The sequence below is a fragment of the Streptomyces sp. NBC_01506 genome, assembly GCF_045040295.1.
GTDB lineage: Bacteria > Actinomycetota > Actinomycetes > Streptomycetales > Streptomycetaceae > Streptomyces.
In genome coordinates, this window is the sequence record NZ_CP109422.1 from 4,859,770 (window position 1) to 4,879,695 (window position 19,926).

At 71.1% G+C, this 19,926-nt stretch carries 21 protein-coding genes; 13 read left to right on the plus strand and 8 right to left on the minus strand.

Annotation, left to right across the window (positions count from 1 at the left end):
* Positions 1-1,032: 1,032 nt before the first annotated feature.
* The 5 genes from OG329_RS21230 to OG329_RS21250 are packed head-to-tail and all read right to left on the minus strand — an operon-like array spanning position 1,033 to position 3,206.
* Positions 1,033-1,539: a hypothetical protein gene (locus OG329_RS21230; protein ID WP_405797234.1), complete on the minus strand. Its 507-nt coding sequence runs from the start codon at positions 1,537-1,539 to the stop codon at positions 1,033-1,035.
* A gap of 11 nt (positions 1,540-1,550) precedes the next feature.
* Entirely contained in the window at positions 1,551-1,694 is a 144-nt protein-coding gene (locus OG329_RS21235; protein WP_405797235.1) for a hypothetical protein, read from the minus strand.
* The gene (locus OG329_RS21240; RefSeq protein WP_405797236.1) at positions 1,694-2,575 is read right to left on the minus strand and encodes a hypothetical protein; all 882 of its coding nucleotides are present in this window, start codon (positions 2,573-2,575) and stop codon (positions 1,694-1,696) included. The genes OG329_RS21235 and OG329_RS21240 overlap by 1 nt, the downstream gene beginning before the upstream one ends.
* Complete coding sequence (locus OG329_RS21245; RefSeq protein ID WP_405797237.1) at positions 2,572-2,931, minus strand: DUF6907 domain-containing protein; 360 nt, start codon at positions 2,929-2,931, stop codon at positions 2,572-2,574. Before OG329_RS21245 ends, OG329_RS21240 begins: the two co-directional genes overlap by 4 nt.
* Positions 2,928-3,206 carry a hypothetical protein gene (locus tag OG329_RS21250; RefSeq protein ID WP_405797239.1) on the minus strand — a complete coding sequence of 93 codons (279 nt, stop codon included), beginning with the start codon at positions 3,204-3,206 and terminating at the stop codon, positions 2,928-2,930. The genes OG329_RS21245 and OG329_RS21250 overlap by 4 nt, the downstream gene beginning before the upstream one ends.
* A gap of 503 nt (positions 3,207-3,709) precedes the next feature.
* Between OG329_RS21250 and OG329_RS21255 the strand changes: the two genes are divergently transcribed.
* The 5 genes from OG329_RS21255 to OG329_RS21275 all read left to right on the plus strand — a co-directional run bounded on the left by OG329_RS21255 (position 3,710) and on the right by OG329_RS21275 (position 7,235).
* Positions 3,710-4,219: a SigE family RNA polymerase sigma factor gene (locus OG329_RS21255; RefSeq protein WP_405797240.1), complete on the plus strand. Its 510-nt coding sequence runs from the start codon at positions 3,710-3,712 to the stop codon at positions 4,217-4,219.
* Positions 4,220-4,275: 56 nt separating this feature from the next.
* On the plus strand, positions 4,276-5,331 hold the full coding sequence (locus tag OG329_RS21260; RefSeq protein ID WP_405797242.1) for a hypothetical protein: 1,056 nt from the start codon (positions 4,276-4,278) through the stop codon (positions 5,329-5,331).
* Positions 5,332-5,598: 267 nt separating this feature from the next.
* Positions 5,599-5,838, plus strand: coding sequence for a hypothetical protein (locus OG329_RS21265; RefSeq protein WP_405797243.1), 240 nt, complete (start codon positions 5,599-5,601; stop codon positions 5,836-5,838).
* 194 nt (positions 5,839-6,032) lie between these two features.
* Positions 6,033-6,596, plus strand: coding sequence for a dihydrofolate reductase family protein (locus tag OG329_RS21270; RefSeq protein ID WP_405797245.1), 564 nt, complete (start codon positions 6,033-6,035; stop codon positions 6,594-6,596).
* A gap of 69 nt (positions 6,597-6,665) precedes the next feature.
* Positions 6,666-7,235 (plus strand): isochorismatase family protein, encoded by a 570-nt coding sequence (locus OG329_RS21275; protein ID WP_405797246.1) that lies wholly within the window; start codon positions 6,666-6,668, stop codon positions 7,233-7,235.
* 12 nt (positions 7,236-7,247) lie between these two features.
* Here the strand turns inward: OG329_RS21275 and OG329_RS21280 are convergent, their stop codons facing one another.
* Positions 7,248-7,589 carry a hypothetical protein gene (locus OG329_RS21280; protein WP_405797248.1) on the minus strand — a complete coding sequence of 114 codons (342 nt, stop codon included), beginning with the start codon at positions 7,587-7,589 and terminating at the stop codon, positions 7,248-7,250.
* 51 nt (positions 7,590-7,640) lie between these two features.
* Here OG329_RS21280 and OG329_RS21285 point away from each other — a divergent pair, with 51 nt between their 5' ends.
* The 8 genes from OG329_RS21285 (at position 7,641) to OG329_RS21320 (ending at position 18,127) form a co-directional block, all read left to right on the plus strand.
* On the plus strand, positions 7,641-8,504 hold the full coding sequence (locus OG329_RS21285; protein ID WP_405797249.1) for a DUF2797 domain-containing protein: 864 nt from the start codon (positions 7,641-7,643) through the stop codon (positions 8,502-8,504).
* A 49-nt stretch (positions 8,505-8,553) separates the two neighbouring features.
* Entirely contained in the window at positions 8,554-9,465 is a 912-nt protein-coding gene (locus tag OG329_RS21290; RefSeq protein ID WP_405797251.1) for an amidohydrolase family protein, read from the plus strand.
* Positions 9,466-9,573: 108 nt separating this feature from the next.
* Positions 9,574-10,311, plus strand: coding sequence for a response regulator transcription factor (locus OG329_RS21295; RefSeq protein ID WP_405797253.1), 738 nt, complete (start codon positions 9,574-9,576; stop codon positions 10,309-10,311).
* A 22-nt stretch (positions 10,312-10,333) separates the two neighbouring features.
* Positions 10,334-11,992 carry a sensor histidine kinase gene (locus OG329_RS21300; RefSeq protein WP_405797255.1) on the plus strand — a complete coding sequence of 553 codons (1,659 nt, stop codon included), beginning with the start codon at positions 10,334-10,336 and terminating at the stop codon, positions 11,990-11,992.
* A gap of 26 nt (positions 11,993-12,018) precedes the next feature.
* Positions 12,019-13,389 carry a glycosyltransferase gene (locus OG329_RS21305; RefSeq protein WP_405797256.1) on the plus strand — a complete coding sequence of 457 codons (1,371 nt, stop codon included), beginning with the start codon at positions 12,019-12,021 and terminating at the stop codon, positions 13,387-13,389.
* Positions 13,386-15,620 carry an ArnT family glycosyltransferase gene (locus OG329_RS21310; protein ID WP_405797258.1) on the plus strand — a complete coding sequence of 745 codons (2,235 nt, stop codon included), beginning with the start codon at positions 13,386-13,388 and terminating at the stop codon, positions 15,618-15,620. Before OG329_RS21305 ends, OG329_RS21310 begins: the two co-directional genes overlap by 4 nt.
* 74 nt (positions 15,621-15,694) lie before the next feature.
* On the plus strand, positions 15,695-17,245 hold the full coding sequence (locus OG329_RS21315) for an MFS transporter (protein ID WP_405797259.1): 1,551 nt from the start codon (positions 15,695-15,697) through the stop codon (positions 17,243-17,245).
* 45 nt (positions 17,246-17,290) lie between these two features.
* Complete coding sequence (locus OG329_RS21320) at positions 17,291-18,127, plus strand: TetR/AcrR family transcriptional regulator (RefSeq protein ID WP_405797260.1); 837 nt, start codon at positions 17,291-17,293, stop codon at positions 18,125-18,127.
* Positions 18,128-18,313: 186 nt separating this feature from the next.
* Here the strand turns inward: OG329_RS21320 and OG329_RS21325 are convergent, their stop codons facing one another.
* Both OG329_RS21325 and OG329_RS21330 read right to left on the minus strand, forming a co-directional pair.
* Entirely contained in the window at positions 18,314-18,784 is a 471-nt protein-coding gene (locus OG329_RS21325; RefSeq protein ID WP_405797262.1) for a PPOX class F420-dependent oxidoreductase, read from the minus strand.
* A 10-nt stretch (positions 18,785-18,794) separates the two neighbouring features.
* Complete coding sequence (locus tag OG329_RS21330; RefSeq protein WP_405797264.1) at positions 18,795-19,628, minus strand: YceI family protein; 834 nt, start codon at positions 19,626-19,628, stop codon at positions 18,795-18,797.
* Positions 19,629-19,926: the final 298 nt, after the last annotated feature.

Sequence of the window (19,926 nt, forward strand, 5' to 3'; positions counted from 1 at the left end):
CGCGCCATCTTGAATGCGTGACCGCTACAGGGAACGATCAGCCGGGGCTCACCATCCACGTGTACCGGATCAACCCGACGACGCATGAGCGAACTCCAGTCGCGAGACGGACTCTCGCCCCGGCCACCGAGCCGATGGCATCGAGCGCCTATCCCCCCTGCCAGTGCCTCCGCTGCATTCGCGGGCCGGAGCGGTGAGCCCGATGTGGGACGCCGATCCCGAGCGCGCGCCCGGCATGTGCGCCTCTTGCGGGATCCACACGGACAACGGCGTCGTCCACCACATTCCGCGCATGTCGGGTCCGGACGTACGGATAGTCGTTCACGCCGATCCGGCGGAATGCCCGGCCACACCGCGGACCAACACCACGGCCACCTGAGACCCCCTCGTCCCGCTGATGCTGGGGAGCTCCAGCGGGACGAGGGGCTGCACCCCTTCGGCCGGTATCTGTCCCCCAGGTGCGCCGGCCGGAGGGGGCGCGGAGCCCCGGTTGCCAGCGCGTGGCCGGGGCTTACGCGCGCCCGTGTGGTCTGCTGCACCACGCACACGGCCCCCAAGACATCGCGTCTTGGGGGCCGTTCTCGTTGCGCAAGGAGGCGGGGCTACCCGCTGAAGTGGCTGATGGGGTACCACCCCCCGCAGCTCGCGCAGTAGTAGGTGGCGTGGTCGATCCGCAGCACCGTCAACAGGGAGCGGATCATGGTTCGTTCACCTCACCACGAACTACGTGGATGGTGCATCGAACCCCGCTCGGGTCGTACTCCACTCTCGCGATGCGTTCGGTCCCACCTGCGGGAACGTCGTCAACCCCTTCCGGGGAGGGCGGTGGGGGAGTGGCGGGCATATCGGACACCCGGCGTCGCGCGTACCGCCAGAGGGCGGCTGTGCCGACCACCCAGACCCCGAGGATCCCGGCAGCCGGGGAGGCGGCGAACACGGCCCCAGTGGCGCCCCCCGCGAGGACCACGAGGACGCAGGCCCCGGCCGCACGCGACGACTCCACGGGCTCCGGGGCGCGCTTCTTGGCTCCCATCAGAACGCCCCGAAGACGGTGTTCCCGAGCCAGTTCACGGCCTGCGCGAGCGGCACCGCGGCGAACCCTGCGACGCCGGACGATGTGCCGAGGGTGACGCCGCACCAGGCGCCGCGCTTGATCTCCGACCCGCTGCTGAACTTCTTCACTGCCGCGATGACGACCACGGTGAGGATGAGCATCAGGGCAACACCGGGCCCGGTGAGAGGTACGAAGGTGGGCCGCGCGGCCAGGGTGCCGGCGGTTCCGCCGACGCCCCAGACGAGCGCGACGTCGCCGAGCCAGTTGGAGAGGCCGAGTGCGGCGCTCGCGGCGGTGCCGACGATGCCGCCGACGCCGAGGGTGGTGAGGCAGCCGTAGCACCAGGCGGCGACGAACGGGAGCAGGCGGGACGCGTGCTTGACGGGGTCCTTCATGAGGGGTTTGCGGCCGGGCCACCAGGTGACGGCCTGGTACATCAGGATGCAGAGACCGATGGTGACGCCGCCGTACGTGACGTAGTTCATGTGCTGTGTCCTCAGTGGAACAGGGCGGCGACAAAGGCCGCGGCGGTGAGGATGAAGGCGACAGTCCCAGTGATGCGGGGGACGTCGGGGAGCGCCAGGAGCGCGAGACCGAGGAGCGCGAGCAGCGCGGAGGCCGCGAAGAACGCGGCGAACATCAGGCGCTCGCCAGCGCTTCGACGGCGGCCCGCTTCAGGCGCCGGCCGTACGCGTCGGACTTGCCGAGCCTGGTTCCGATGTCGGTTCCGGTGAGCGTCGGATTGGCGAGCAACCAGTTCCGCACGGTGGCCACCTGGCCGGCGAACGTGGTGTTGCCGGTGTCCTCGGACTCAAGATCGGAACCGGCGGAACCGTGGGGCGGAACCGGCGGAACCATGGTCGGTTCCGGTGGTTCCGGTGACGGGCAGTCCATCACTTTCGAGACTCCTCGAAAGTGATCACCGAGCAGGTCAGGGCCGGTTCCGGTCGTGGTTCCGGTGGTTCCGCCGAGGAGTTCCGCCACGGGCACGAACGCGCCGAGGACGGGCACCTTCGGGGCCGCCGGGGTGGGCTCGGGGGCCCGCTCCACGGTGATCGGTTCCGCCTGCGGTTCCGCTGGTTCCGGTGCCGCGTAGATCGGTTCCGGTACGGGCCGGACAATGGGGTCGCCGTACCGCTCGGCAGTCGTGGGGATATCCCTACGACTGGCCTCGGCAGTCGTTGCCTGCTGACCAACAACCGGTTCTTCGCTGAGTCGGTGGACGCGCCACAGCACCAGCGGGGCGATAGCCGACACCGCAACGATCAGCGGCCAGTCGACGGGCAGGATGCCGGACGCCACGAGATGCGACGCGGCGTTCACCGCGATCAGCGCGGCGACCACCACCATGACGTCGCGGCGTACGCGCAACGCCTTGAGGGCGTAGATGTCGAGCGCGGCCGGCACCCCGGCGGCGACGTACGTGCCGAACCCGCACGCGCGGGCCAGCTCGTACTCAGCCGAGGCGAGAACGACGAGGACAGCCACCAGGGCGCCCCACAGGAGCGGATCGCGCTTCACTGGCCCTCACCCCGCAGGGCGGTGAGCTGACGGGAGAGCTGGAGCAGGTGCGCGGCGTACTCGACGTAGACGGCGGCGAGTTCGTCCAGGCCGGCCGGGTCGAGTTCGATCCCGACGTCGTCGGAGCTGACCCAGATCCCGCGCCGCTCGGCGGTGTCGGCGAACGGCGCCTGCACGAGGCACGCCAACGCGAGGTCCTGGCCCCGGAACACGGCGATGTGGTCGGGCCCGGTGTGGAGGATGTCCGACCGGTAGCCGGGGCGGTGGTCGTGGCGGCTGGTGCACCAGTCGGGACACAGGACATGGATCAGTCCGTGGTCGGCGGTCTGGATCGTGATCCAGCGGACGCCCCTCACTGGCCGGCCTCGGTCCTCGGGGCGCCGTACGCGCGGTATCCGGTCGGGGGGTGTTCGGCCAGGCGCTCACGCAGATACTCGGTGGTCCACTCGATGCCGAGCGAGCAGCCGTCCAGCGTGTTGCGGAGCGCGATCACGGTGTGCATCACGCGGTCGGCGAGCACCTTCGCGTGCGCGTCACCGTCGCCCACCGTTGCGGGGTGCGGGATGTCGAGCGCTTCGAGAACCGTAGCGAGCAAGTCGCGTACGGGGGCGGGCTGGATAGGGTCATGCATGGGTCTGGACTCCTTGATCGGAAGGTGTCTGGATCAAGGCGCCGTCCGGTGGTTGCACACCGGGCGACGCCGCCCCGTCTCACATCCGTCTCACAGACGGCATGTCGCGGGATGGACCAGGGACAGACCTGATGGATTCAAGGGCACTACCGTGGAGCCGCTTTGGGGTACTTGGACCCGAATCGGTTCACTACGGATCAGAAGGTTGCAGGTTCGAATCCTGCCGAGTGCACAGCAGGCCGGAGGCCCCATCGAGGAATCGATGGGGCCTCCGGCGTATGCCGTGACGGCGGTCTGTCTCGGCTGGTTCGCCGCTCCCTGACGTCGTCTCCTTCTCTTCGTCTCGCTCTCAGGTGCCCGAGGTGAATTTCCCCGCAGGCGCCCCGCTATCGGTGGGCCCGAGTCTCTGTGCCTCACATTCTTCGTCGCGGGCGTAACAGAACGACGGTCGCGAGGCGTCAAGGACATGTGAGCGCAGACGCGTTACGAGGAGGGAAACCCACATGGCCGGATCGGCACAACGGTCGGCGGAGATCGAGACGTTCATGCAGGCCGTGAGCCCCGGTCTCTTCCGTGCCGCGCTGCTGGTCTGCGGTGACTGGCATCTTGCGGAGGACCTGGTCCAGACGACTCTGGGCAAGGTGTTCGTCTCGTGGAGACGGGTCCGCACGGCCGACAGTCCGCACGCCTACGTGCGCACCATCCTGATGCGCACGTACCTCTCGCATGTCCGGCTGCACCGGACGTACGAGAAGCCCGTGGACGAGCTGCCGGAGCAGCCGGCCGCCCACCACGACCCGGCCCTGCGGCTCGCGCTGGCCCAGGCGCTGGCGCGGCTGACGCCGCAGGACCGGGCTGTTGTGGTCCTGCGCTACTGGGAGGACCGAAGCGTCGCGCAGACCGCGAAGGCGCTCGGAATGAGCGCCGGGAACGTCCGCGTCCGGAGCATGCGGGCGCTGTCGAGTCTGCGGACGTCGCTGGGCGGCGAGCACGACTTTCTCGCCCGTCGCTGACCGGCACCACATCATCTTCGCGGCAGCACCGCCGCCGGGGAAGGGCTGGAGAACCCATGAAGGACACAGAACAGATGCAGCGGGACGAGCAGGAGTTCGGCCCGCGGCTGGGACACCTGCTGGAGGCGCACGCGGACGCGTACGGTCCGGCGCCGGACCTGGTGAGCGGGGGGCTCGCCCGTGGGCGGCGGCTGAAGCGGCGCAGGCAGACCCTGTGGGGTGCGGCGGCCTTCACCGTCGCGACCGGACTGACGGGTGCGATGGTCCTTACGGGGATGCTCCCGGGCGACTCGACCGGGGACAGGGCGAACCAGGCCGCCCTCACCATCCCGGACTTCTCGCTCGTGGCGAGTGAAACGTCGGCACCGGACGGCAAGGTTTCCGTCACGGGCAAGGCGACCGTGGCCACGTTGCGGGACCTGCTGCCGGACAAGCCGACGACCAGCGGGTACCAGTGGTGGGAGAACAAGGAGGGCGCCGACACGGTCAGCGCGGGCGGCCGGCTGCTCACGAGCGGCGGGAAGGCGGAGACGACGGTCAGCCTCCAGGGCAACTTCCAGCTCACCGCGTTCGACGCGCTGAGCAAGGACGCGGCGCGGGCGGCGGCCACGGATTCCGGAGCCACGGCACCGGACAAGAGCGGCGAGACGGCACCGGACAAGTCCGCGGCGGCGAAAGGGGCCACGGGGACGGACAAGACCGGGACGGACAAGACCGGGACGGACAAGACCGGGACGGACAAGACCGGGACGGACAAGAAGGTACGGCCCGCGACCAAGGCGGAGCTCAAGACCTTCTACTCCTGCGCCGACCGGGCGGTGGTTGGGGCCGGTCTCTCCTCCTGCTCAGCCCGCAACCTCGACGACGGTTCGGTGCTGATCAGCTATGAGGAGAGGTCCGGCACCCTGATCCGTCGTACCGCCGACCTGCTCCGCAAGGACGGCACCCGCATCATGCTCATCACCTCCAACAGCACGGACAGCAAGGGCGGCCCCGCCAAAATCGCCGCCCCGCCGCTGACCCTGTCCCAGCTCGCCGGGATCGCCGGGAGCGCGGACTGGCAGCCCTGGGTGGACCCTGCGGTGAACGACGGGGCGAAGAACGTCTCCTGACGCCCTTGAGGGTTGTCCGAGCGGGCGGTCGGCCGCCCTGGTCATGTCCCCGACGGGGCCCGCCGACCCAGCGGTTGGGCCTGCGGGCCCAGTTCGTCGGTTGGGCCTGGGGTTGGGTCTTGGGGCCCATGCTGGGGGGTCCGGTGGCGTCGTACTTTTCTCATGTCGCCAGCGAGACCGACCGGGAGGAAGTCGGAAGCGCGGGTGGCACCAACGACTCGTACGAGTCGGCCGGTTGTCGGCCGGCCGACACATAAGGGGAAGCTCATGTCGAACGTCACGCTGAAGGCCGCCACCAACGTCAAGCTCTACGTCGGCACCTGGGCGAACACCGCTGTCTCCGCGATCAAGCGCCGCAGCGACAAGGGTCAGGGCGCGGTCGAGTACGTCGGTGTGATCGTGCTGGTGGCGCTGATCATCGCCGCGATCGTCGGCTCGGAGGTCGACACCGCGATCGCCGACGGTCTCACCAACACGGTCGACGAGATCCTCGGCGGCGGCGAGTAACCGACCCGGACCCACTCTCACGAGACAGGGCAGACCGCATCCATCCCCGGCCAGGATGGTGGCGGACCTGCCCTTCTCGTGTTTCCGGGCCCGTGTCGAGAAGTGCGGTGTGGCTCCGACGTCTCTTGTGGAAGGCTCACGCAGGGATTCGGGACCGTGAGGGCCCGGGGCGTGGAGCCGCGAAAGGGGCAACCGTGCAGACACTGACTGCCGATGTGTTCATCTCGGCCGACGGATGGGCCGGCGGGGAGACGTCGCCCGGGTATTTCGGGTACTTCGGTCCCGATCTGGAGGAGTGGATCACTGCCGAGTCGGCCCTGCCGCAACTGGTCGTTCTCGGCCGGCGCACCTACGAAGCGCTCGCGGGACTGCCCGAGGAGGCGCGGGACGCGGGCTGGCGGCGGATGAGTGAGCTGGAGACGGTCGTGTTCTCGACGACGTTGGAGACGGCCACGTGGCCGAGCACGCGCGTCTGCCGTGACGACCTGGTTGGGGAGATCAAACGACTCAAAGCCGGGAGCGACGTTCCGCTGCGGACCATGGGAAGTCTCTCCGTGGTGCGACAGCTTCTCGGCGCGGGCCTGGTCGACCGATTGCGGCTGATGACGTTTCCCCTCCTCGTGGGGGAGTCGGGTCGTGAGCGGTTCTTCGTGGACGTTCAGTCGGCCGAGCTGGAACTGGTCGGGCACCGTGCGCTGGACGGCCGGGTGCTGCTGGTCGAGTACCGCCCGACCGGTCGCGATATTCCGCGCGCCTGAGCGACGGCCGCCCGTGGCCGCGGGCATAAACGTTTGTGAGGACGGGTGGCGGGCCGCGATCATCGCGGGATGAGTGATGTGGCGGCCGTGCAGGCCCTGGTTGTTGTCGATGTGCAGCGCGCCTTCTTCGCCGGGGAGGGGGCCGTGCCCGGGGCCCCCTCGGTGCGGGCAGCGATTGAGGGGATGCTCGGGCGGGCGCGGGAAGGTGGCGTGCTCGTCGTGCATCTCCAGAACGACGGGGATGCCGGCGCCGACGACGAGGTCGGGACCGCGGGATGGGAGCTCGCCCTGCCCGTCGTGGAGGGGGACCGCGAGGTGGTCGTGCGGAAGGAGCACGACGACGGGTTCGCGGGGACGTCGCTCGGCCGGCTGCTGGTGGCCGCCGGGGTGAAGGGGATCGCCGTGTGCGGGGTGATGTCCGAGATGTGCGTGTCGGCCACCGCGCGGACCGCGCTGGCGCGCGGGTACCGCGTCGTACTGCCCCACGACGCCCACGCGACGTACGACGTCCCGGCCGCGGAGGGCATCAGCGACGTCGTCCCGGCCGCGGCCGTGTCGCGGGTCGCCGAGTGGGCGCTCGGGGACGAGGTCGAGATCGTCGCGCGGGGTGGCGATGTGCGCTTCGGGGTGAGTACGTGAGTACCTGACCGCTCAGGCCGGCCGTGTCGGGACCGTCACGATCTGGTGCTCGTCCTCGTGGACGACCCTGCCGGGCACCACCGGGGACGTCAGCCGTACGCACGCGACGTCGTGCGCCGCCAGCAGGTCGAGATAGCCGGGCACCCGCGCGAGCAGTTCGTCCGCCGTCGACTTGAACCACGCCGTCGCACTTGCGGGGACGTGGCGTCGTACCAGTCGTTGTCCGTACGCCGGAAACTCCACCGCTCGGGGGTCAGGCCGCTGCCCCGCGCCGCCTGGGCTCCGGGTCGGGGACTGGAAGCGGATGTAGTGGATGTAGTGGAGAGTGGGGGTGGCGGGCGCGGGGGGAGGCATTGCGTACTTCTAGCAGATCGGGGTGCACCTGTGGGATGGCGGTGCGACGGGGTGCGGTGGAGTGCCGGCGGGGGTGAGCTGGTGTGGCGCGACGGGCGGCGGGAGCGGCTAGCCGCGCTCGTGTACGGGCGTGACCTGGGGTTTCGGGTCGTCGGGGAGCGGCACTGCGCCGGGGTGCGGGGGCAGGTCTGTCCCCTCGGCGCCGTCGTGGGCGGGCGGAGTACCGGTGGGCAGTGCCCGGACTGCGCGCGGCTCGACCGGTCGCGGTCGGTGGCCGCCGACACCGTCGCGGACGATCCGCGGCCGTACACGGTCTATCTGGCGTGGTTCGGGCCCGGCATGGTCAAGGTCGGCATCACCGCCGAGGCGCGCGGGCCGGCGCGGCTGCTCGAGCAGGGCGCCGTGGTGTTCACCCGGCTCGGGCGCGGGCCGCTGATGGCGGCGCGGCGGACAGAGGAGTTGCTGCGTACGGCGCTGGGTGTGCCGGACCGCGTGCCGTACGCCGCGAAGCGTGCCGTACGCGCCACCTTGCCGACCGAGGCGGATGAACGGGCCGAGGAGGTACGGGAGTTGTACGGGCGTGCTGTTGAACTCGCTGGCTGGCCCGAGTCGTTGGAGCGCGTGGAACTCGAACCCGTCGATCACCTGGGCGTGTTCGGGCTGGCCGGGACCCCGCCCGTGACGGGGGTGATCGGCGAACTGGTCGACGGAGGGCGCGTCGCCGGGCGGCTCCTGGCCGCCGCCGGGCCCGATCTGCATCTGGACTGCGGCGACGGTGCGGTGCTCGTGCTCGACACCCGGCTCGTACGGGGGTGGGAACTCCACGCGGCGGCAGGCTCGGGGAGCGTGACCGTGCCCGTACGTGACGCCCACCCCGTACGTGACGCGCACCCCGTACAGGACGGGCTGTTCTGATCGCCGACCGCCGCTGGACAGCGCGCCGACCGGATCAGAAGCTAGAGGGATGGACGATCAAGCAGCCGCGGAGATCGAGGCCGTGCGGGAGTTCCGGGACCGGCTCTCGCTGCCCGGACTCGTCGACGTACACACGCACTTCATGCCCGACCGCGTCCTGCGGAAGGTGTGGGCGTACTTCGACAGCGTCGGGCCCCTCACCGGCATGGAGTGGCCCATCACCTACCGCCACGAGGAGGACCGGCGCGTCGCGCTCCTGCGCGCGTTCGGCGTCCGCGCGTACACCTCCATGCTCTACCCCCACAAGCCCGGCATGGCCGACTGGCTCAACAACTGGGCCGCCGAATTCGCCGCGCGGACCCCCGACTGCCTGCACACCGCGACCCTCTTCCCGGAGGAGGGCGTGGAGACGTACGTACGCGAGGCCGTCGAGTCCGGCGCGCGGATCTTCAAGTCCCATCTCCAGGTGGGGAATTACGACCCCAACGACGAACTCCTCGACCACACCTGGGGGTTGCTCGCCGATGCCGCCGTGCCGGTGGTGATGCACTGCGGATCGGGCCCGCAGCCCGGCAAGTTCACCGGGCCCGAGCCCGTCGGCCAACTGCTCGCGCGCCACCCGCGACTGCGGCTGGTCGTCGCGCACATGGGGATGCCGGAGTACGGGGACTTCCTGGACCTGGCGGACCGGTACGGCGGAGTCCTGCTCGACACGACGATGGCTTTCACCGACTTCAGCGAGGCGTTCGCGCCCTTCCCGGCCGGGGCGGACGCCAAGGCCCGGCTGGCGGATCTGGGGGACCGGATCCTGCTCGGTACGGACTTCCCCAACATCCCGTATCCCTATCTCCACCAACTCGAAGTCCTCGAACGGCTCGGGCTGGGCGACGACTGGACACGCGCCGTCTGTTACGGGAACGGGGTCCGCCTCTTCGGGCTGGGGGCGGGGGGCTCCCTCTAGGCCGTGTCTCCAAAGTCCCGCCTGGCCCCCAGCCCTCCATCCCCGTTCTCAGGGAATTCACAGGAACCGGCAAGGACGTTCTCAGAGGGCCTGCGCAGTGTGGGCACCATGACCGTCACCTCGCCCAGGGGGCGTACCGAAATGATCAAGCCGGACGGGAGCCCCGTCCGGGTCCTTGTCGTGGACGACGAAGCCTCGCTCGCCGAGCTGATGTCCATGACCCTGCGCTACGAGGGGTGGGAAGTCCGCAGCGCCGGTGACGGCGCCGGCGCCCTGCGTTCGGCGCGGGAGTTCCGGCCCGACGCGGTGGTCCTGGACGTGATGCTGCCCGACATGGACGGCATCGCCGTCCTCGGACGGCTCCGCGAGGAGCTGCCGCAGGTGCCCGTCCTCTTCCTCACCGCCAAGGACGCCGTGGAGGACCGGATCGCCGGGCTCACCGCGGGCGGTGACGACTACGTCACCAAGCCGTTCAGCCTGGAGGAGGTCGTGGCACGTCTGCGCGGGCTGATCCGGCGCTCCGGCACCGCCGCCGCGCGCAGTGAATCGGCACTGGTCGTCGGCGATCTGACCCTTGACGAGGACAGCCACGACGTCAGCAGGGCGGGGCAGTCCATCCATCTCACGGCCACCGAGTTCGAGCTGCTGCGCTTTCTGATGCGCAACCCGCGGCGCGTGCTGAGCAAGGCCCAGATCCTCGACCGCGTGTGGTCGTACGACTTCGGCGGTCAGGCGAATGTCGTGGAGCTGTACATCTCGTACCTGCGACGCAAGATCGACGCGGGCCGGCCGCCGATGATCCACACGCGGCGCGGGGCGGGGTATCTGATCAAGCCCGGAGAGTAGTCCGGAGAGTAGGAGAGCAGTGGTGCGGGAACGAGTACGCGGGCGGCGCGCACGTACGGCCTCGACACGTACGGCCTCGAAGCGCTGGTCGCTGCGCACCCGCCTCGTCGTGTCGGCGGTCTCGCTGATCGCGGTCGTCGCGGCGGTCATCGGCGCGGTCACGACGATCGCGTTCCGCTCGTACCAGTACGACCAGCTCGACTCCCAGCTCCACGCGATCGCCCAACGGGCCGGCGGCCCCCACCAGCGGGCCACCCCGCCGGACGGCGTCACCCCGCCCCGGCTCCCGGACGGCAAGGAGCCGCTGCGGACCATCACCGGCGGCGGCGCCCCGATCGGTACGGTCGGCCTGGAGCTGACCGGCACCGGCCCGAGCGACATCGGCCGGGGCATGATCAGCGCCCAGACCAGCGGAGACGACCAGGGCCAGCAGGTCACCGGGCACGCGCTCACCGATGCCGAGACGGCCGCCCTGGCCACGGTCCCGCGCGACGGCGGCTCGCACACCGTGACCCTCGCCGACCTGGGCGACTACCGCGCGGAGTACGTCGACGGCGGCAACGGCTCCTTCCTCGTCGGCGTCCCGCTCAGTGGCGTCGAGGACACGATCTCGACCCTGATCGTGGTCGAGATCTGCGTCACCGTCGCCGGTCTGGTCGCCGCCGGGATCGCGGGCGGGGTGCTGGTCGGGGTGGCCCTGCGGCCGTTGCGGCGCGTCGCCACGACCGCCACGCTCGTCTCCGAACTCCCCCTGCACAGCGGCGAGGTGGCGCCCTTGACGCGGCTGCCGGACACCGAGGCCGATCCGCGTACCGAGGTCGGTCAGGTCGGCGCCGCGCTCAACCGGATGCTGGGGCACGTCGGTTCGGCGCTCGAGGCGCGCCAGGAGAGCGAGACGCGGGTACGGCGGTTCGTCGCCGACGCGAGCCACGAGCTGCGGACTCCGCTCGCCTCCATCCGCGGTTACGCCGAACTCACCCGGCGCGGCCGGGAGGAGATCGGCCCCGACACCCGGCACGCGCTGGGCCGGATCGAGGCCGAGGCGCGGCGGATGACCGGGCTGGTCGACGATCTGCTGCTGCTGGCACGGCTGGACGCCGGACGGCCGCTCGCGTACGGGACGACGGACCTCTCCCCGCTCGTCGTGGACGCGGTCGCCGACGCACGGGCGGCCGGGCAGGACCACCACTGGCGGCTGGAGCTGCCGGACGAGCCCGCGAACGTGTACGGCGACGGGCCCCGGCTCCATCAGGTGCTGGTGAACCTGCTGGCCAACGCCCGTACGCACACCCCGCCGGGGACGACCGTCACGGCGCGCGTGCGCACCACCACCGAGGGCCTGGATCCGTACGTCCTCGTGGACATCGTGGACGACGGGCCCGGTATCCCACCCGCCCTCCTCCCGCATGTCTTCGAACGCTTCGCGCGCGGCGACGCGTCCCGTTCACGCTCGGCCGGTACGGCGGGCCCGGCGGCCGACTCCACCGGTCTCGGCCTCGCCATCGTGCAGGCCGTCGTCACCGCGCACGGCGGCGACGTCCACGTACGCAGCGAGCCCGGCCGGACCGTCTTCACCGTGCGCTTCCCGGCCGACACCACCCCCGTCCCTCCCGTCCGGGCAGCCACTTTCACCACCCCCGTGGACTCACAGCCGCACCACAGGCTCACCACACGGCCATGACAGCCTGACCGTCGAGTGTCTGCCGTATGCGAACCGACACCGACACCCCGTGGGGCAGCCTCCCGGCCCGGGAACATCTCCCGGTCGAAGCGCTCGACGCGAGGGGCCCCACCGGCGTCCCCGTGCTCGATGTGACCATCCCCGTCTACAACGAGGAGCAGGACCTCGAGTCGTGCGTACGGCGACTCCACGACCACCTCGCCCGCACCTTCCCGTACCGCTTCCGCATCACCGTCGCCGACAACGCCAGCACCGACCGCACCCCCGCCGTGGCGGCCCGGCTCGCGGCGTCGATCCCCGAGGTCACCGCGTACCGGCTGGAGGAGAAGGGGCGGGGGCGGGCGCTGCGTACCGTCTGGTCGCACTCCGACTCGCCCGTCCTCGCCTATATGGACGTCGACCTGTCCACCGACCTCAACGCGCTGCTGCCGCTCGTCGCGCCGCTGATCTCGGGCCACTCGGACCTGGCGATCGGCTCGCGCCTCGCGCGCTCGTCGCGCGTCGTACGCGGCCCCAAGCGGGAGTTCATCTCGCGCGCGTACAACCTGATCCTCAAGTCCTCCCTCTCCGCGCGCTTCAGCGACGCGCAGTGCGGCTTCAAGGCCATACGGCGTGAGGTCGCCGAGCGGCTGCTGCCGATGGTCGAGGACACCGGCTGGTTCTTCGACACCGAGATGCTGGTGCTCGCCGAACGGGCCGGGCTGCGGATCCACGAGGTGCCGGTCGACTGGGTGGACGACCCGGACAGCCGGGTGCACATCGTGAGTACGGCCGTCGCGGACCTCAAGGGCGTCTGGCGGGTCGGGCGCGCGCTCGCGGTCGGCGCGCTGCCGCTCGACCGGCTCGCCCGGCCCTTCGGCGACGACCCGCGCGACCGGGGCATCAGCGGCGTACCGCGCGGACTCGCCCGCCAGTTGGTGGGCTTCTGCGTCGTCGGCGCGCTGTCCACCCTCTTCTATCTGCTGCTCTACTCCGTCTTCCGGTCGGCGGCCGGGCCTCAACTCGCCAACGCCGGAGCGCTGTTGGTGTCGGCGGTCGCGAACACCGCCGCCAACCGGCGGCTCACCTTCGGGGTACGGGGCCGGGAGCGCGCCGTACGCCACCAGGCCCAGGGGCTCGTCGTCTTCGGCATCGGTCTCGCCCTGACCAGCGGCTCGCTGGCGGCGCTCGACACGGCCTCCGGCTCCCCCGCCCACGCCACCGAACTGGCCGTCCTGATCTCCGCCAACCTCGCGGCGACGGTGCTGCGCTTCCTCCTCTTCCGCGCCTGGGTCTTCCCCGACCGGCGCGGCGACGAACAACTCGCCGCGCGGCCGGACCAGGTCCCCGCACACGGTGACGATCAACTCGCGGCCCGGCCGGACCAGGCCCCCGCCCAGGAACGGAACGCCCGATGACCCAGCCTCTCGACCCCGGCGCGCCGGCCACCCTCCACGCGGTGCCCGCCGCCCCCCACGCCCCGGCCGCCCACCCCCACCGCGCGCACCGCTCCGGCAGTCCGCGCACCACCCCCGCGGCCCTTCTGCTGCGGCTGCGCCGAGGCAGGCCCGAGGACGCGCCCTGGGTACGCCCCGCCTTCCTCGCCCTGCTGCTCGCGGCGCTGGTCCTCAACCTGTGGAGCCTCGGCGACACCGGCTACGCCAACTCCTTCTACTCCGCGGCCGTCCAGGCCGGCAGTGAGAGCTGGAAGGCGTTCTTCTTCGGCTCGTCCGACGCGGCGAACTCCATCACCGTCGACAAGCCCCCGGCCGCGCTGTGGCCGATGGCCCTGTCCGTACGCCTCTTCGGTCTCGGCTCGTGGCAGATCCTGGTGCCCGAGGCGCTGATGGGCGTCGGCACGATCGCCGTGCTGTACGCGGCGGTCCGCCGCCGCTTCAGCGCTTCGGCGGGTCTGATCGCGGGCGGGGTGTTCGCGCTGACGCCCGTCGCCGCGCTGATGTTCCGCTTCAACAACCCGGACGCGCTCCTCGCGCTGCTGATGACGGCCACCGTCTACTTCGTGCTGCGCGCGCTGGAGGGGGCGCGGACACGCTGGCTGCTGTGGGCGGGGGTCGCGATGGGATTCGCGTTCCTGACCAAGACGCTCCAGGCGTTTGTGATCCTGCCGCCGCTCGCGCTCGTGTACGCGGTGTGCGCGCCCACGACCGTACGGCGCCGGATCGGCCAACTGGCCGCCGCCGGGCTCGCGTTGGTGGTCGCCGGTGGCTGGTGGGTGGCGATCGTCGAGCTGTGGCCCGCCGCGTCCCGCCCGTACATCGGCGGCTCGCAGACCAACTCCTTCCTTGAACTCACCTTCGGTTACAACGGATTTGGCCGTATCAGCGGTGACGAGGTCGGCAGCGTCGGCGGTGGCGGGGGAGGCGGCGGAGGCGGCGGAGGCCGTGGCGGTGAGACCGGTATCGGCCGGTTGTTCAGCGACAGCGTCGGCGGTCAGATCTCCTGGCTGCTGCCCGCCGCGCTCTTTCTGCTGGTCGCCGGTCTGGTGCTGACCTGGCGGGCCAGGCGTACGGACGTCGCCCGCGCCTCGTTCCTCGTCTGGGGTGGTGCGCTGCTGATGACGGCGGGCGTCTTCTCCGTCATGGCGGGGATCTTCCACGAGTACTACACGGTGGCGCTCGCGCCGTACATCGCCGCTCTCGTCGGCATGGGCGTGACGCTGCTGTGGGAGGAGCGCGGCAAGGTCCTCGCGTCCGCCGCGCTGGGTGTGACGGTGGCGGGGACGGCGATCTGGGCGTTCGTGCTGCTCGGCCGGACGCCGGACTACGCGCCGTGGCTGCGCTGGGCCGTACTGATCGGCGGGCTGATCGCGGCTCTCGCGCTGACGGTCGTGGGCCGGATCGGGCGGGAGGGGCGGTTCCGCACGCTGGCGCCACGGTTGGCGGTGGGCGCCGTCGTGCTGGCGGTCGCGGCTTCGCTGGCGGCTCCGCTCGCGTTCACGCTGTCCACGGTCAACACACCGCACTCGGGGTCGATCGTCACGGCGGGCCCGGCGGCGGCGCGCGGCGGCGGCGGCGGTGGCCAGGGCGGTGGCGGTGGTGGCGGTGGTGGCGGCACTCCTCCGGGAGGCGCCGGCGACGACACCGCCCGCGCCCAGCGGCCCGGCGGTGGCCAAGGCGGTGGCGGTGGCGGTCGCGGCCAGGCTCCCCAGCAGGGCGGCGGCGGTGGCCAGCAGCCCCCGGCCGCGGCGGGGCAGCAGCCCGGTGGCACCGCGCAGAAGCCCGCACAAGGCGGCGGTGGAGGCGGCGCCGGCGGCGGTATGGCCGGTCTGCTCGAAGGCCAGGCCGTCAGCTCGGAGGTGGTCACGGCGCTGAAGAAGGACGCCGGTGACTACACCTGGGTCGCCGCGACGACCGGCTCCCAGAACGCCGCGACCAACCAACTCGCCACCGGGGAACCGGTGATGGCGATCGGCGGCTTCAACGGCAGCGACCCGTCCCCGACGCTCGACCAGTTCAAGCAGTACGTCGCCGACGGCAAGATCCACTACTTCTTCGGAGGCGGCGGGTTCGGCGGCGGAGGCGGCGATCAGGAGGGATCGGCGTCGTCCATCTCCACCTGGGTGCAGGAGACGTACAAGGAGGTCACCATCGGTGGCACGACCCTCTACGATCTGACCGCCACCAAGTAGCTATACGACGTAAGAGAGTTTCTTGTACGGTGTACGGGGCCACCTGGTCCCGTACACCGTAAAGGACTTTCCGTATGAAGGCGAAGGCCAAGGCGTCGGCCACCGGCACCCGCGGCACCACCCCTCTCTCGCCGGTCCCCGGCCGCCACCCCCAGCGCTGGCTGATCCTCGGCGTCATCTGTCTCGCCCAGCTCACCGTGCTCATCGACAACACCGTCCTCAGCGTCGCCATCCCCTCCCTCACCACCGAACTGCACGCGTCGACCGCCGACGTGCAGTGGATGATCAACGCCTACTCGCTCGTCCAGTCCGGCCTCCTGCTCACCGCGGGCAACGCCGCCGACCGCTACGGCCGCAAGAAGATGCTCGTCTCCGGCCTCGTGCTGTTCGGCATCGGCTCGCTGGCCGCCGGACTCGCCCAGTCCTCGGGCCAGTTGATCGCCGCCCGCGCCGGAATGGGCGTCGGCGGCGCCCTGTTGATCACCACCACACTCGCCGTCGTCGTCCAGATCTTCGACGAGGAGGAGCGCGTGAGGGCCATCGGCCTCTGGTCGACGGTCAATTCACTCGGCTTCGCCGCCGGACCGCTGCTCGGCGGCGCCGTGCTCGACCACTTCTGGTGGGGCGCGATCTTCCTCATCAACATCCCGGTCGTGGTCCTCGGCCTGATCGCCGTCGTCGCGCTCGTACCGGAGTCCAAGACCAAGCAGGGCGCCCGCCCCGACCTGCTGGGGGCGCTGCTCTCCGTCATCGGCATGACCTCCGTCGTGTACGCGATCATCTCCGGCCCCGACCACGGCTGGACGTCCGGCCAGGTGCTGCTCCCCGCGGCGGTCGGCGTGCTCGTCATGGGGGCCTTCGCGTACTGGGAACTGCGCGTCCCCTACCCGATGCTGGACATGCACTTCTTCCGCGACCAGCGCTTCGTCGGCGCCGTCGCGGGCACGCTCCTGGTCGCCTTCGGTATGACGGGCTCGCTGTTCCTGCTCACCCAGCATCTCCAATTCGTCCTGGGATACGGCCCGTTGGACGCCGGTCTGCGTACGGCACCGCTCGCCGTCACCGTCATCCTGCTGAACCTCGCGGGCCTCGGAGCCTGGCTCGTAAAGAAGTTGGGCACACCCGGCACCATCGCCGTCGGCATGTCCCTGGTGGCCGCGGGCCTCGCGGCCATCGCGGTCCTCGGCGCCGGCGGCTACAGCGGCATGCTGGCCGGACTCGTCGTGATGGGCGCGGGCGTCGGCGTCTCGATGCCCGCCATGGCCAACGCCATCATGAGCGCGATCCCCCCGGAGAAGGCGGGCGTCGGCGCGGGCGTCAACGGCACGCTCGCCGAGTTCGGCAACGGTCTGGGGGTCGCCGTACTCGGAGCCGTACTCAACTCCCGGTTCGCCGCGCTCGTACCCGCCGCCGTGGGCGCGTCCTCGCTGCCCGCCGCGCTCGCGGCCGTCGAGACGGGCCCCGGCGGGGACACGGAGCGTGCGCTGATCTCCGACGCCTTCGCCACGGGCCTGGAGACAAGCCAGTTGGTGGGCGCGGTGGCGGTGCTCGCGGGCGGTCTGCTCGCCGCGCTGCTGCTCCGCCGTGCCGAGCGGGCGGACAGACCCGAGGTATCCGCGGCATAGCATCGGACCCGCAAGAACGCGGCGAGGAACCGAGGAGGCTCATCCATGGAGTCGGCGGCCGACAAGGCCAAGCAGCCCCCGCGGACCAGTGTCTGGCTGGAGGGCAAGCCCGCCGCGCGCGGCCGTAAGAGCGAGCGTTCCGACCATCCCACCGGGCTGGACCGGGACCGGATCATCGCGGTGTCGGTACAACTGCTCGACGCGGAGGGCCCGGCCAAGTTCTCGATGCGGCGGCTGGCGGCCGAGCTGAGCGTGACGGCCATGTCCATGTACTGGTACGTGGACACCAAGGACGACCTCCTCGAACTCGCCCTGGACTCCGTCTACACGGAGATCGACACGGCCCGCGCGGCGGACGACGGGACGGACGCGGACGCGGACGCCCACGCGGAATCAGACCCCGACACGGCCTCCGACACCGCCTCCGACTGGCGCGACGACCTGCGCGCCCTCGCCGTCAACTACCGCGCCCTCCTGGTCCGCCACCCCTGGGTCTCGCCGCTCGTCGGCAAGTTCCTCAACATCGGCCCGAACTCGATGGAGTTCTCCGCCGCCGTCCAGCGGGTCATGCGCCGCACGGGCCTGCCCGCACACGGCCAGATGGGCGCGCTGGGCGCCGTTTTCCAGTTCGTCTACGGCTTCGGCACGATCGAGGGCCACTTCGTCCAGCGCTGCGCCGAGGCGGGCATGACCCAGGACCAGTACTACCGGCACGCCATGGGACGGATCAACGAACGGCCGGAGTACCGGGGCCGGTTCGAGCAGGCCGAGGAGCTGATGGAGGCGCGCGGCGGCGACACGGTCGAGGAGATGCGCGAACGGGACTTCACGTTCGCGCTCGAACTCCTCATCGCGGGCATCGAGGCGATGCGGGCGCGCTAGGCCCTGTCCGGCGGATCTTCGGGGGTCCGGGACGCCTGGCACGGCACCTCCCTGCGTTGTCGGAGTCATCCAAGTACGTCCAGTACGAGGATGATCCTCCGCCTTGCGATGCACCGCACCAGCCGCCCCGGCCTGATCCCCGAAGATCCGCCGGACAGGACCTAGCACCGCGGCCGGACGGACCCCCTACTCCGGCGGCGCCAACGTGGCCGGAAACCCACCCGTCGCGATCGGGCTCCAGCGCTCCGGTGTGACGCGGATGATCGACTTCCCCTGCCGCACCATCGCCTCGCGGTACTCGTCCCAGTCCGGGTGCTCCCCCGAGATGTTGCGGAAGTACTCGACCAGCGGCTCCACCGACTCCGGGACGTCCAGGACCTCCGCCGTACCGTCGATCTGCACCCACGGCCCGTCCCAGGTGTCCGACAGGACGATCACGCTCGCGCGCGGGTCACGCTTGGCGTTGCGCGTCTTCGCGCGCTCCGGGTAGGTGGAGACGACGATCCGGCCCGAGTCGTCCACGCCGCAGGTCAGCGGGGAGCCCTGGGGACGGCCGTCCGAACGGGTGGTCAGCAGGATGGCGTGGTGCCTGGGCCGGACGAACTCCAGCAACTCGGCGAGCGCCACGGTGGTGTTGGTAGCGATGTTCGGTGCCATGTCTCGCAGCCTACGACGCGACCGCGTCCGCCGGTCCGGGTCCGGCCTCCCGCACCACCTGGATGTCGAGTTCCACCCGAAGCGTGGCGCCGATCGCCGAGATCCCCGCCTGGACCACCTGGTTGTAGTTCATGGCGAAATCGTCGCGCCGCAGCTCCGTCGTCGCCCGGAACGCCGCCCGCACGTCGCCCCACGGGTCGGGCCCGGTCCCGAGGTACGCCAGGTCCAGCGGCACCTTCCGTACGACTCCGTGCAGCGACAGCTCGCCCCGTACCGTCCAGCGGTCCGGACCGGACCGGCTGACCCCCGTGCTGTGGTAGGTGATCTCCGGGAACCGTTCCGCGTCCAGGAAGTCCGGCGACCGCAGGTGCTTGTCGCGCATGCTGTTGCCGGTGTCGATGCTCGCGGCGTCGATGACCGCGTCGACACGGGAGTGCTCGGGCACCGCCGCGATCTCGACCCGCCCGCCGAACTCGGTGAAACGGCCCCGCACGCTGGAGATCCCGAGGTGCTGGACGACGGTGGCCACCGACGAGTGCGCGGGGTCGAGGTCCCACACACCGGGCGGCGGCAGTTCGACACCGCCCTGCCGCTCCAGGACGACCGTCCCGGCGTCGGCGACACCGCTGGAGGTGACGAACGCGGTGGCGGCGGCGGGCGCGTGGCCGACGGCCGTCACGATCACGGTGTACGGCCCCGGCGCGAGCGTCACCTCGGCGGCCACCGTCCCGTGGTCGTCCGCTTCGCCGCGCGCCACCTGGGCGCCGGTCCGGTCGGTCAGGGTCACGACGGCGTGCCGGACGGCCCAGCCGTCCGATGTCCGTACCTGTGCGTGAAGTCCCATCCCGTTGTCCCTCTTCCCGGTCGCAGTTCTCATGACGCCATTGAGGCCCATCCGGCCGACCGGCGCGGCCAGTTCGGCCGTTCGGTCACTCGACCGTCGGGTCATTTCGACGGTCGGGTCATTTCGACGGTCGGGTCATTTCGACGGTCGGGTCACTTCGACCGTCCGGCCGTCCGGCCGTCCGGCCGAGAATCGGGCCCCGGCGCGGTGGCGGCACGCCGTCCCCAGGCTGCCGCCACCGCCACCGGGGCCCCTTTCCACCGGACCGGGCACGCCTCCGCTCGGGAGCGCACCCCGC